This window comes from Thermoanaerobacterium sp. RBIITD (assembly GCF_900205865.1).
Taxonomy (GTDB): domain Bacteria; phylum Bacillota; class Thermoanaerobacteria; order Thermoanaerobacterales; family Thermoanaerobacteraceae; genus Thermoanaerobacterium.
On sequence record NZ_LT906662.1, the window covers coordinates 2,374,248 to 2,387,970 of the forward strand.

Consider the following 13,723-nt stretch of genomic DNA (forward strand, 5'->3'; position numbering starts at 1 on the left):
AGGAGGACGAGAATTTTGAATATAGCAAGAATAGGGTTAATAGGAATTAGTGGATTTGGTAGTATTCATTTAAGGTCAATAAATTTTTTAGAAGGGAAAAAGGTTAATTTAAAAGCTATTACGGAAGTAAATTATGAGAAAAATAAAGATATAATAAATAAATTATCATTAAATGGTGTTAAATATTTTAAGGACTACAGACAAATGTTAAATGATATGAAAAATTTGGATTTTGTGGTTATTTCTACACCTATTCATTTTCATGCTCAAATGGCAATAGACGCAATAAAGGAAGGATTTAATGTATTGTTAGAAAAACCACCTGCTGTTACAATTCAAGATATTAATGCAATAATTGAAGCAAAAAGAAATTACAATAAGATTTGCGCAGTTGATTTTCAAAATACTTCTGGTACAGCTTTTAGAAAACTTATCGAATACATTAAATCAGGGAAATTAGGAAAGATTAAAACAATTATAGGTGTTGGCTGTTGGAAAAGAGATGATAGTTATTACCAAAGGAACAATTGGGCAGGTAAGTTAGTTATTAATAATAATTATGTATTAGATGGGTCAATTAATAATCCGTTAGCTCATCTATTGAATAATGAATTAATTATAGCTGAGTCCTCAGAAAAAGGAGGTGGAGAACCAAAAGAAGTGATTTCAGAGCTCTATCATGGACATAAGATTGAAGGTGAGGATACAGCTTGCGTTAAAATAGTAACAACAAAAGGAATAGAGGTATATTATTATTCAACACTATGTAATAAGCGAGAAGAGTTACCATATATAATTGTTGAAGCTGAAAAAGCGAATGTGTATTGGAATTATGATAATAAATTTCGTATAAAGTATTTTGATGGGAATGAAGAAGTATATGATGGTGGTAAAGAAGATTTATTTGTTAAGATATATGAAAACATGATAGAACATTTATTTAAAGGTAAAGAATTATATTGTCCAGTTGAAATTACGAGAAATTTTGTACTTGCATCTAATGGAGCTTTTGAGTCATCTAAAGAAATTTTTGATATTCCTGATGAGTTTATTGAAGTTAATATAGAGGATGGGAAAAAATTTACTTATATCAAGAATATAAGAGAGATAATTGAATACGCAAGTGAAAACAAAAAATTGTTTTCCGAAATGAATGTTAATTGGGGAAGGAAGACGGAAAAGGTTAATATGAAAAATTATGAGAAATTTGATTTGTTTAAAAAATGAGCATAGGCTAGATAATCAATATAACTTATAAATGTGTATTAAAATTGTAGCTTAAATCTAGGAAGAAGGAATACCAAATGAGCAGAGAAAACGGTATGTACTATATGCCAGAAAGCAAAGCTAAAAAAGTCTTCAGTGAAGGAGATTTTGAATTTGCAGCAATTGGACTAGATCATGGGCACATATATGGAATGACAAAAGGACTAATAGAAGCCGGTGCACAGGTAAAATGGGTATATGACAAAGACCCAGAGAAAGTTGAAAGATTCATAAAAGCATTTCCTACTGCCAAAAAGGCCAGAGACGAAGATGAAATACTGATGGATAACTCAGTTAAATTGGTAGCAAGTGCAGCCATACCATCAGAAAGGTGCGCTATAGGCTTAAAAGCTATGGATGCTGGCAAAGACTACTTTGCAGACAAGCCGCCTATGACAACAAGAGAGCAACTGGAGCAAGCTAAAGAGAAAGTGAAAAAGACGAAGAGAAAATATGCAGTCTATTATGGTGAAAGGCTTCACAATGAAGCATCTGTCTATGCAGGACAATTAGTAGAAAAAGGGGCAATAGGACGAGTAATACAAGTCATTGGCATGGGACCACATAGAGAAGGAAAGGGAAGGCCTGACTGGTTCTACGAAAAGGACAAATTTGGAGGAATACTGTGCGATATAGGAAGCCATCAAATAGAACAGTTTTTGTTTTTTACAGGTGCAAAAGATGCTAAGGTCCAATCAGCAAAAGTAGCAAATTACAATCATAAACAGTATCCCACTTTTGAGGACTTTGGCGATGTGACACTAGTTGGCGACAATGGCGCAACAGGCTATTTTAGGCTTGATTGGTTTACTCCAGATGGCCTTGGCACATGGGGAGACGGAAGACTATTTATATTAGGAACAGATGGATATATAGAGCTTAGAAAGTACATCGATGTTGCTAGAGAAAATACGACAGACCATGTTTACATGGCAAATAAAGATGGCGAATATCATATGGATGTAAAGGGGAAAGTCGGATTTCCTTTCTTTGGTGAATTAATACTGGACTGCTTAAACAGGACAGAAAATGCCATGACACAAGAGCATATATTTAAAGCTATAGAGCTAGCATTAGATGCACAGACTAGTGCTGTAAAAGTGGAATAAATAAAATAATGAGGTCCTATCTATATTTCTGCTGGTAGGACCTCGATAGATAAGGAGTGTTGTGATTTGGAAAACAAATCTTTTTATGCGCATCACAGCGCATTTGGAGCTTTTTCAAGTTTTGTGATTGGAAAATGCGGTAAGGGCGGTGGCGTTGTACTAAATGATGTGCGGCCGCCTGAGAACAATGTCTATATTGGATACAAAATAGATGGAGTGATAAACCTACTTCCATTTATTAAAGATGATACAAAAAATGCTGAGGAAGAGTTTACAGGAGAAGTCTCTACAAACAAAAAAGAAAAAAATATAAAAGTTTTTAAAGAAGATGAAATAGAAAGAGAGTTAGGATGGGCATCAGACACATGGACTGCTGGAAACTTTAGATTTTCAATACTTACTCCATTTGGATACGTCAAAGATCCTGCAGTGATGGATGAAAATGAGAAAAAACTCGCACTGGCTCCTGTTATATTTGTGCAGTTGACGATGGACAACACTGACAGTGATAAGGACGCTGAGATGATATTTGGCTTTGAAGGGCCTAAAAGGATATTATCTGAGCTAACAGACGGAAAGTACTTAGGTGGTGCCTTTGAAAGAAAATACGGTTTTGCCATCAAAAAAAGCGATGATGTAAGAGAACTGTCAAGACTTGATATTTTGACGTCATGGGCCAATGGCAATTATCAAAACCACGGTCTTGGTAGAGCACCTTCTTTGATATTTAAAGTTCCTGCAGGTGCCAAGAGAACATTTACTATTGCATTAGCAACTTATCAAAGTGGAATTATAACGACAGGAATTGATACTGAGTTTTACTATACTTCTGTGTTTAAGTCGCTAGAGGATGTCCTTGCGTTTGGTCTTGACAATGTTGATTATTATGTAAATTTGGCTAGAGAAAGGGATGAAGAGCTTAGGAAAAGCGGACTCAATGAATACAGGCAGTTTTTGCTAGCTCATGCTGCTCACAGCTATTATGCCAGCACTGAGCTTCTTAAAAGAACCGATGGTACGCCTTTATGGGTTGTAAATGAAGGCGAATATATAATGATAAACACATTTGATTTGACGGTTGATCATGTCTTCTGGGAAATGAGATTTCACCCGTGGACTATTACAAATACACTGGACTTGTACGTGGAAAATTACAGCTACAAGGATCAAGCAGGTCTTGCATTTACACATGATATGGGTGTTGCAAATGGTTTTTCTAAAAAAGGGTATTCTTCTTATGAACTTCCTAACCTTACAGGATGCTTCAGTTATATGACTCATGAGGAGCTTTTAAACTGGGTGCTGACAGGTTCTGTTTATGCCATAAAAATGAACGACAAAGAATGGCTTAATAAGAACATGGATGTTTTTTCTGAATGCTTTGATTCCATCATTGCAAGGGATAAGAATAACGACGGGATAATGGATGTGGACAGTTCAAGATGCCAAAATGGCTCAGAGATAACTACTTATGACAGCCTTGATGAAAGCCTTGGTCAGGCGAGAAATAATTTATACCTTGGCGTAAAGACGTGGGCAGCGTATGTAGTACTACATGGACTATTTAAAGAAAATGGATTGGAAGAAAAGGCGAAAAAAGCGCTAGAAAAGGCGAAAGAGGCTGCAAATACAATTGTTGGCAAGTTTGATACAGAAAATCAGTATATCCCTGCGGTATTTGAAAATGGAAATACATCTAGGATAATACCGGCTGTTGAGGCGTTGGTTTATCCGTATGTTGTAGGATATACTGACTTTGTAAGCGAGGTAGGAGTTTTTGGTGAGCTTATAAAGGTATTGAAGAAGCATGTTATGACGATTATGAAACCGGGTATATGCATAGATGAAGTATCTGGTGGCTGGAAGCTTTCCTCAACAAGCAAGAATACATGGAACAGTAAGATATTCTTGTGTCAATATGTCATAAAAGATGTGCTTAATATAGACTTTGGAGATAAAGAGATTGAGTGGGATAGAGTACACGCAATGTGGCAACAGGTGTCTTGCAGTGAAGATTGTGCTACAGACCAGGTTAATAGCGACACAGGTTCACCTAGAGGAAGCCGTCTCTATCCGAGGCTTGTAACAAGCATACTGTGGATGAAATAATTTTTAAAATTGCTATCGGGGGTCTTAACATGGTAAAAATAAAGATACCAAAAAATTCTGATGTCAAAAAATTCACAAATAGATGGAGATATTGCGTAGGTACAGGGAGGCTAGGGCTGGCCCTACAGAAAGAGTACATTGATACATTAAAATACGTAAAAGAAAACATCGATTTTAAATACATCCGTGGACATGGAATTTTGTGCGACGATGTAGGTATTTATCGTGAGGACGTAGTAGGCAATGACGTAAGGCCGTTTTACAATTTCACATATATAGATAGAATTTTTGATTCATTTTTGGAATTAGGGATAAGGCCTTTCGTCGAAGTCGGATTTATGCCTAAAAAATTAGCGTCCGGCACACAGACAGTATTTTATTGGGAGGGGAATGTTACTCCTCCTAAAGATTATGATAAGTGGAGTAACCTTGTCAAAGCGGTTGTGAATCACTTTATTTCTCGATATGGGATTGAAGAAGTCTTGAAGTGGCCATTTGAGATATGGAATGAACCAAACTTAAAAGAATTTTGGAAAGATGCAGATCAAAAGGAATATTTTAAGCTCTACAAGGTTACTGCAAAGGCTATTAAGGAAGTAAATGAAAATTTACAAGTTGGAGGTCCAGCTATATGCGGCGGATCTGACTACTGGATAGAAGACTTTTTGAATTTCTGTAATGAGGAGAATGTGCCTGTTGACTTTGTGTCCCGCCATGCGTATACATCCAAACAGGGAGAGTACACTCCGCATCTTATATACCAAGAGATCATGCCGGCAACTTATATGATTGATGAATTTAAGAAAGTAAGGGAAATGATCAAAAATTCGCCTTTTCCTAATCTTCCATTCCACATAACGGAATATAATACATCATATAGTCCGCTTAATCCAGTACATGATACGCCATTCAATGCCGCGTATCTTGCGAGGATTTTAAGTGAAGGCGGAGATTACGTTGACTCATTTTCATATTGGACATTCAGCGATGTGTTTGAGGAGAAGGATGTTCCAAGATCGCAGTTTCATGGAGGATTTGGACTAGTTGCATTGAATAAGATACCAAAGCCGACTTTTCACATGTTTAAATTTTTCAATTCTATAGGAGAAGAGGTACTTTACAGGGATAACCATATGCTTATAACTAGAAGGGATGATGGGTCGATTGCATTGATTGCCTGGAATGAGATAATGGAGAAAACAGAAAATCCAGATAAGGAATATGAACTGGAAATACCTGTAGGATTCAAAGATGTTTTTATAAAGAAACAGATGATTGATGAAGAACACGGCAATCCTTGGGGTGCGTGGATACACATGGGAAGGCCGAGATTTCCAAGTAAAGAGCAAATTAGAACTTTAAGAGATATTGCGAGGCCGGAAATCAAAACAAGTAGAGCTACATCAAATGATGGCTATGTCAATTTGAAATTTAAATTGGGGAAAAATGCTGTGGCATTGTTTGAATTGACTGAAATAATAGATGAATCAAGCACATATATAGGATTAGATGATAGCAAAATAAATGGATATTAATAAAGATGTATACTTTGTAATTTAGGAGGATAAAAATGGGACTTTTTGATATGCCTTTAGAAAAGCTTAGGGAATACACCGGTACAAACCCATGTCCGAAAGATTTTGATGAATACTGGGATAGAGCTATAAATGAGATGAGGTCAGTTGATCCCAAAATTGAACTTAATCCCAGTAGCTTTCAAGTGCCGTTTGCAGAATGCTATGATTTGTACTTTACCGGCGTGCGGGGCGCAAGGATACATGCAAAGTATATAAAGCCTAAAACAGATGGAAAGCATCCTGCACTAATAAGATTTCATGGATATTCGTCAAATTCAGGGGATTGGAATGATAAATTAAATTACGTGGCGGCAGGTTTTACAGTTGTGGCGATGGATGCAAGAGGCCAAGGTGGTCTATCTGAAGATGTTGGCGGTGTAAAAGGAAATACTCTTAATGGACATATAATCAGAGGATTAGACGATGATGTAGACAACTTGCTATTCAGGCATATTTTTCTAGATACTGCACAATTGGCTGGAATAGTCATGGATATGCCAGAAGTTGATGAAGATAGAGTAGGTGTAATGGGACCTTCTCAGGGCGGAGGGCTGTCACTGGCGTGCGCCTCCTTAGAACCCCGTATACGCAAAGTCGTATCAGAGTATCCTTTCTTATCTGATTATAAGAGGGTATGGGATTTAGACCTTGCAAAAAACGCATACCAAGAGATTACAGACTATTTTAGGCTTTTTGATCCTAGACATGAAAGGGAAAATGAAGTATTTACTAAACTTGGTTATATAGATGTTAAGAATCTAGCGAAGAGAATAAAAGGCGATGTGCTAATGAGCGTTGGCTTGATGGACCAGGTTTGCCCGCCATCGACTGTTTTTGCGGCGTATAACAATATAAAATCACAGAAGGATATAAAAGTTTATCCTGATTATGGACATGAGCCTATGAGGGGATTTGATGATTTAGCTATGCAATTTTTACTGGAGCTTTAAATATTAAAAAAGTATGAGGAGATTTGATGTAGTCAGATCTCCTCATACAATATTTTTTATCAATTTTTTGTATTCACTTACATTTAAACCTGTATACTTTTTAAAGCACGATGAGAAGTAATTTGGGTCTTGTATGCCGACTGCATTGGCGATTTCAAATGATTTCATATTTTTTTCTTTTATCAAATTTATTGCTTTTTCCATTCGCTTATTTGTAAGGTATTCTATGAAGTTTATGCCTGTCTCCTTTTTAAATGTCCTGCTTAAATAGCTGGGATTTAGGTAAAAGTGCTTAGCAACGTACGACAGCGAAAGATTGCTATCGCTGATATTTTCCTCTATAAATTTTTTAACATTATCAATCAAATTATTGATATTGCTTATCTGCTCTTTGTTTACTGCCTTAATCGTACTTTTTACAATTGTTGATATATATTCAATCATGTCAGGCAGCGTCTCTATATTTATGATATTGTTGTAAGACTCTACCTCAGACAAATATATATCATCAAAGTTTTCTTTTAGCTCTAATGACACAGAGAAGCAAATTGATATAATGTTTAATGCTGTAACGCGGATTAACTTAATTACATTTTCGCTTTTAAGATCTATATTAGAAAACACATCTTTTACAATATTTATTGCATCGTTTTCTAAGCCTGATTTCATGTAAAATCTCAATTCGTTTAACAGATGATTAGTGTCAAGCCCAGTTTTGCTTTCTGTAAATTGTACATCTCTATAATGTATGACATTGTTGTTGCCAACTGCTATGTGGTAGTTTAATGCATCTATTGCTTCAATGTACGATACTTTTATGTCGCTTATCTCTCCTTTTATATTTCCTATGCCTATATTTACAATGCAGTCAACATCTTTGATGATTTTATTTTTCAACCTTATGCAGATTTTATATAGATCTAATTTTTCATCGTTGTTTAAGATGATAATTCTATTCATTGAGTCAGTGAAGACAATGATCCTTTTCAAATCTTTAAAATAATTTTTTACGTAATTAGTCACTTTAAAATTTTGAATCAGACGAGATTCTTCGTTTACATCATTTGAATTTATAATCTCTAAAGCGGCAACTTGGTAAATGCTGCCATCCAGAGATATATCGAAAAATTCTAACTTTTCATTTATCAAATTGCCATCTAAATTGCCACTAATAAGCTCATTTAAAAACCGCTCTCTTAAATAAGGCAGATTATCGTAAAGCTGTCTTTTTAATTCTTCAAATTCTTTCTTTTCCTTCCTTTCACTTTCTATGACTGCTTTTAGCTTAGATGCAGTATTTAAGACTTCATCTTCATCTATCGGTTTAAGCAAAAAATCAGATATACCTATTTTTACGGATTTTTGAGCATAATTAAAGTCATTGTAACCAGTTAGGATGACAATCTTTATTGTAGGATATTTTTGTAAAATAGATTCGCTAAATTTTATGCCGTCAATTCCTGGCATTTTTATATCTGTGAAAATTACATCTGGTTTTAGTTCAGCTATTAGTTTAAATCCTTCCTCCGCATTTGATGCTTCGCCTGCTATTTCCATTCCAAGCATGTTCCAATCAATACAACCTTTTAATAGATTTCTTTCAAGATACTCATCATCAATAAAAAGCACTTTTATCTTATCATTTATCATTCTGATCCTCCTTTTTTATCGGGATAGTTATTTCAATCTTTGTTCCTTCATCTATTTTGCTGTAAATTTTTACTATATCTGCAGAATTGTAATATATCTTCAACCTTTCAATTGTCGATCTAAGGCCAACACCTTTAGACATGCCACTTTCGATTTCTCTTATCTTTTCTTCACTCATGCCTTTTCCATTGTCTTCCACCATAAGTATAATTTGATTATCACCATATAAAGCTTTTATTGAAATGATTCCTTGACCGTCTTTACATCTTATACCGTGGTTTAAGGCATTTTCAACTAATGGCTGCAATATAAGTTTTGGTATTCTATAGCTTAATGTTTGCTCATCAATATCCCTTTCAACTTTAAACTTATCTCCAAACCTTATTTTTTGTATTGTAAGATAATTGTTTATTATGTCAAGCTCTTCTTTTATAGTGATTTCCTCATTGCCGTTAATTAAAAAAGATCTATAAAATTTACCCAATGCCTTGACAATCTTGCTGGCATTTTTAGTGTCTCCCATCAATATAAGGGCGCTTATTGCGTCAAAAGAATTAAATAGAAAATGCGGCTTAATTTGTGATAGCATTATGTCCAGTTCCAATTTTCTTTTCATCTTTTGCTCGCTAATGATGTCGCCAATTAATTTTTTGATTTCATCGATCATCTTGTTATAAACATCTTTTAGCATCCCTATCTCATCATTGCCGGTTATAATATTTACCTTTTCAAATTTTCCATCCTTTATTCCCTTCATGGAGTTTACCAGCTTTACTATGGGCTGTGTGATAAACAGCGATATAAACAATAGCCCTAAAATAAGCAATATGACATTTATTATTATAACAAGTAGAAGTATTATATTGTATATCAAAAATTGACTATTAAGCTCGTTAAATGGCGTGACGCTTATTATACTCCAGCCGAATTCATTTTTAAGATCCGAAATAATGTACACTTTTCCGTCAATCTTTTTTATGGCGGAATTATTGGGTTTTATATAATTGAATATCTCGTTATTTAAACTTTTGCTTATATTAGTCGGCTCTACTATACTGTTACCATTCTCGTCTTTTATTATGATACCAGATGTATAAGTATTTATTGAGCTATATATATACTTATACAAGTAAGATTCAGAAATATTTATTATCATAAATCCTGCTGGCTTTTGGCTATTTACATCATTTATCACTCTTATGAAAGATACATATCCTTGGTTTCCTTTGCTATCATTTATCAAACTACCACTATTAGCTATTAATATATAAGCACCTCTTAAACTTATTAATTTATCGTACCAATCAGCTGATTTTAGCACAGATAAATTAATATTTTTATAAGAAACATTATCTACAAAGTATTCATTTCCTCTGTTGTCAAATATATATATAGACGAAATAAAATCATTAAAGTTTAAAAAATCAGCCAAATATTTGCTCATAGATTGTATATAGGAAGCGTAATTACCTGCATTTCCGTTTGACAAAGCTGATTGCAGTATTTGACTCGAAATCAGTATTTTTGACTGGTTATCAACTGAATTGATTAACGATTCAATATTAGAATTAATGTTCGAAACAATTTCGTTTGAAACCTGCATAACTTTATTGTTTGTAATGTTATTGTTTATCTCTTTGTATGCTATTGAAAGAAAAGAAATCGAAGTTATTAAAACAAACATATAATATAAAATTATCTTAGTTGAAATATTAAGATCACTAAATTTTTTAATAAACCTTTTCAACATAATATTAACTCCTTTGGAGTAATAATTTAGAATTAATGACATCTACTTGCAAAAAACATGAAATAATGAATTTAACTATATTTTAAGTTTTATTATTGTGATATTTATACAAATTAAAATATCTATCATATATTTTATCACATATTAAAAGAAAATGTAACTAGTTTATTTGTTGGGTAAACAAAGTAAAAAAATTAAAGAATTACGTAAAAAAATTCTATTTTAATAAAATATTTTTGAGCTATAATTTTCTCATAAAATAAAAACAGATATAGTTATTTTGCAATTTTGTTAATTTCTTATTGATTTTGATTTGATTAATTTCTTTGTATTTCGAAGTTATAGAACATGATTAATGCTAAAAGCTTACAGTAGTAAACGTTAAAATGTTTATTTACTGATTTATGTGAGTAGATTTTTGTATAAAAATATTTAAATACAATGTTTAATCAAATCTACTCACAAATCAGATAAACTAATTAAAAAGAGAGGTGGTTGTTTTAGTAAAATTTTAGATAAGAAAAATTTATTTTGTTAGGAGGTAAAGCGATGAAAGGAAAAAAAGTTTTAATTTTAATTCTGGCGATTGTAATAGTTATCTCGGCACTTTTGGCAGGATGTAGCACTACAAAAACAACCAGCAATAATACAAGTAAAAATACATCAAGTAATAACAGCAGCACTAAACAAATGAAGACATTCACGCTTTTTTATAACACATCAACTGCTACACCATATGACTACACAAAAACACCTGTCTGGAAAAAACTCTCTGAATTGACAGGCGTTAATTTACAAGTAAGTTATCTCGTTGGTACAGATGAAAAATCAAAAGCGACACTTATGATTAGCGGTGGTGAATTGCCTGATTTAATTCAGACGAGCAATGAAACATTTGAACTTTTTAGGGAGGCTAATGTTCTGGTACCTCTTGATGATTTGATTGACAAATACGGTACAAACATAAAAAGATGGTATTCTCCACAAGATTTAAACAAGATGAGAGCGAAAGATGGACATATTTATTATTTAACACCAGCAAGAAAAACATTATACTTATATCCATATTCTGGTTTTTATCTTCCGTTAGAGGTTTTAAGAGAAGCTGGATGGCCTAAGAAATTAACGCTTGATCAGTATTTTAACATAATTGAAGATTATGTAAAAAAGCATCCGACATATAATGGACAGCCAGTAATAGGATTTACCGCTCTCACTGATAGTTGGAAGATATTCACGTTAACTGGTGTACCAAGTTACTTAGCAGGAAATGCAAACACAGGCGATGTGTGGGTTGACGATAACAATAAAGCACATCCATTTGCCATAAGCCAGTGGGCACACGACTATTATAAAAAATTAAACGAGGAATGGAATAAAGGCATACTTGACAAGCAAATGTTTACTAGAAATTATGATTCATACTTAAGTTTAATTTCTTCTGGAAGAGTTTTAGGATTTTACGATCAGAGATGGGATATCCAAGACGCGATCAATTCATTAGAGCAACAAAAACTTTACGACAGAGTTCCATTTGCTTTGCCTGTAACCTTCGATGGTGTTACAAAAGAAGACTATAATAGTATGAATATGACAGGCAATAGTGCAGGTATTAGTATAACAAAGAGTTGTAAAGACCCTGTAGCTGCATTCAAATTTTTGGATGCAATGTGCAGTGATGAAGCTTTGAAGCTTGAAAACTGGGGAATTGAAGGTAAAGATTATACAGTAAAAGATGGAAAGATGTACATGACACCAGAACAATTAGCTCAATATAAAGATAACAATTATACTAAACAAGAAGGAATCGGACAATATTGGTATTTTCCACATCCAAATGACGGTGTAAAACTTGCAGATGGCAATTTTGCATCACCTCAAGATAGTCCAGAATATATAGCAAGTTCATACAAACCATATGAACAAGAAGTGTTAAAAGCATATAATATAACTAATTTGTCACAAATGATGGCACCACCAATTGAAACACCTTACGGTTTTGTATACGATATAAGCATACCAGATAGCGAACAACAGATAAAGATTGCTAATCAAAAAGCTTCTGATCTCACAAGAAAATATGTGGCACAGATGATTCCAGCAAAACCTGATCAATTCGAAAGCATTTGGAAAGAATACGTATCTGAAATGCAGAAAGCCAAGTACGACCTTGAAGTGCCTTATATACAGCAACAAATAGACTGGAGAATTCAGCATTGGGGAACAAAGTAAACTAATTACGGTGTTTTTGTAATGAAGTACGATTATTCGTACTTCATTACACTTAAAATATTATTTGGAGGATTGAACATGGCTTTTACAGATGCTAGAGTAGAAGTTTTATCAGAAGGGAAAATGATAAATGATAAAAAAGATAAGAGAAAAAAATTTTTAAAGAAATTAGGTCAACAAAAAGAATTGGTATTTATTGTATTGCCGTTTCTTGTATTGCTGATTATATTTAGCTATGTTCCGTTGTGGGGATGGATAATAGCATTTAAAAATTTTAACCCTGCTTTTGGAATAAACAAATCGCCTTGGGTCGGACTTGAAAACTTCAAAATGCTTTTTGAAGATCCTACTTTTTATCAGTCAATACGAAATACGTTAGGAATTAGTATTTTAAAATATTTTCTTGGATTTTTTTCTTCAATAACGTTGGCAGTTTTGATAAATGAAGTTAGAAATATGAAGTTTAAAAAAACAGTACAGACTATTTCATATTTGCCTCATTTCGTTTCATGGGTTGTTGCAGCTAGTATTGTTCTTGATGTTTTATCGCCAGATGGAGTGATAAATCAACTGCTTTTAAAATTTCACATTATAAAGCAGTCGATTAATTTCATAGGAGTTCCACATCTTTTCTGGCCTTTAATGGCACTTTCCGATATATGGAAAGAAGTAGGCTGGAATTCAATTATTTATCTGGCGGCGATGACTGCCATAGACAATGAGTTGTATGAGGCAGCAAGTATTGATGGGGCCGGTAGGATAAGAAGAATTTTCTCTATAACTCTGCCGTCAATAGTACCTACTATAAAAATACTTTTAATATTAAATGCAGGCTGGATATTGAACGCGGGCTTTGAACAAGTTTTTCTATTATCAAATCCGATGGTCATAGATTATTCACAGACATTGGAATTATATGTATACAATTATGGCATACCAATGGGTAGATTTTCATTTGCGACAGCGGCAGGTATATTTAATTCCGTTGTTTCTTTAGCAATGGTTACGCTAGCAAATAGGATATCGAAAGCACTTAGTGGTGAAAGTGCATTTTAATTTAATTTACAAAATTTCAGGAGG

At 33.6% G+C, this 13,723-nt stretch carries 9 protein-coding genes; 7 read left to right on the plus strand and 2 right to left on the minus strand.

Annotation, left to right across the window (positions count from 1 at the left end; genetic code table 11):
• Window positions 1-15: 15 nt before the first annotated feature.
• The 5 genes from CPG45_RS11415 (at window position 16) to CPG45_RS11435 (ending at window position 7,011) form a co-directional block, all read left to right on the plus strand.
• The gene (locus CPG45_RS11415) at window positions 16-1,227 is read left to right on the plus strand and encodes a Gfo/Idh/MocA family protein (RefSeq protein WP_096232018.1); all 1,212 of its coding nucleotides are present in this window, start codon (window positions 16-18) and stop codon (window positions 1,225-1,227) included.
• 77 nt (window positions 1,228-1,304) lie between these two features.
• The gene (locus CPG45_RS11420) at window positions 1,305-2,375 is read left to right on the plus strand and encodes a Gfo/Idh/MocA family protein (protein ID WP_096232020.1); all 1,071 of its coding nucleotides are present in this window, start codon (window positions 1,305-1,307) and stop codon (window positions 2,373-2,375) included.
• 66 nt (window positions 2,376-2,441) lie between these two features.
• Window positions 2,442-4,484 carry a glycoside hydrolase family 52 protein gene (locus CPG45_RS11425; protein WP_096232022.1) on the plus strand — a complete coding sequence of 681 codons (2,043 nt, stop codon included), beginning with the start codon at window positions 2,442-2,444 and terminating at the stop codon, window positions 4,482-4,484.
• 29 nt (window positions 4,485-4,513) lie between these two features.
• Window positions 4,514-6,019, plus strand: a complete 1,506-nt coding sequence (locus tag CPG45_RS11430; protein WP_096232024.1) for a GH39 family glycosyl hydrolase — start codon at window positions 4,514-4,516, stop codon at window positions 6,017-6,019.
• 35 nt (window positions 6,020-6,054) lie between these two features.
• Window positions 6,055-7,011 (plus strand): acetylxylan esterase, encoded by a 957-nt coding sequence (locus tag CPG45_RS11435; protein ID WP_096232038.1) that lies wholly within the window; start codon window positions 6,055-6,057, stop codon window positions 7,009-7,011.
• 42 nt (window positions 7,012-7,053) lie between these two features.
• Here the strand turns inward: CPG45_RS11435 and CPG45_RS11440 are convergent, their stop codons facing one another.
• Both CPG45_RS11440 and CPG45_RS11445 read right to left on the minus strand, forming a co-directional pair.
• Complete coding sequence (locus tag CPG45_RS11440; RefSeq protein ID WP_096232040.1) at window positions 7,054-8,661, minus strand: response regulator; 1,608 nt, start codon at window positions 8,659-8,661, stop codon at window positions 7,054-7,056.
• On the minus strand, window positions 8,651-10,411 hold the full coding sequence (locus tag CPG45_RS11445) for a sensor histidine kinase (protein ID WP_096232042.1): 1,761 nt from the start codon (window positions 10,409-10,411) through the stop codon (window positions 8,651-8,653). Before CPG45_RS11445 ends, CPG45_RS11440 begins: the two co-directional genes overlap by 11 nt.
• A 549-nt stretch (window positions 10,412-10,960) precedes the next feature.
• On the opposite strand from CPG45_RS11445, the gene CPG45_RS11450 reads away from it, so the two are divergent.
• Window positions 10,961-12,643 carry an ABC transporter substrate-binding protein gene (locus CPG45_RS11450; RefSeq protein WP_096232044.1) on the plus strand — a complete coding sequence of 561 codons (1,683 nt, stop codon included), beginning with the start codon at window positions 10,961-10,963 and terminating at the stop codon, window positions 12,641-12,643.
• 78 nt (window positions 12,644-12,721) lie between these two features.
• Window positions 12,722-13,699 carry an ABC transporter permease gene (locus tag CPG45_RS11455; protein WP_096232045.1) on the plus strand — a complete coding sequence of 326 codons (978 nt, stop codon included), beginning with the start codon at window positions 12,722-12,724 and terminating at the stop codon, window positions 13,697-13,699.
• Window positions 13,700-13,723 lie beyond the last annotated feature (24 nt).

Coding starts and splice junctions, on each gene's coding strand:
- CPG45_RS11420 (WP_096232020.1), top strand. CDS start 1,305: ATGAGCAGAGAAAACGGTATGTACTATATGCCAGAAAGCAAAGCTAAA.
- CPG45_RS11430 (WP_096232024.1), top strand. CDS start 4,514: ATGGTAAAAATAAAGATACCAAAAAATTCTGATGTCAAAAAATTCACA.
- CPG45_RS11435 (WP_096232038.1), top strand. CDS start 6,055: ATGGGACTTTTTGATATGCCTTTAGAAAAGCTTAGGGAATACACCGGT.
- CPG45_RS11440 (WP_096232040.1), bottom strand. CDS start 8,661: ATGATAAATGATAAGATAAAAGTGCTTTTTATTGATGATGAGTATCTT.
- CPG45_RS11445 (WP_096232042.1), bottom strand. CDS start 10,411: ATGTTGAAAAGGTTTATTAAAAAATTTAGTGATCTTAATATTTCAACT.
- CPG45_RS11450 (WP_096232044.1), top strand. CDS start 10,961: ATGAAAGGAAAAAAAGTTTTAATTTTAATTCTGGCGATTGTAATAGTT.
- CPG45_RS11455 (WP_096232045.1), top strand. CDS start 12,722: ATGGCTTTTACAGATGCTAGAGTAGAAGTTTTATCAGAAGGGAAAATG.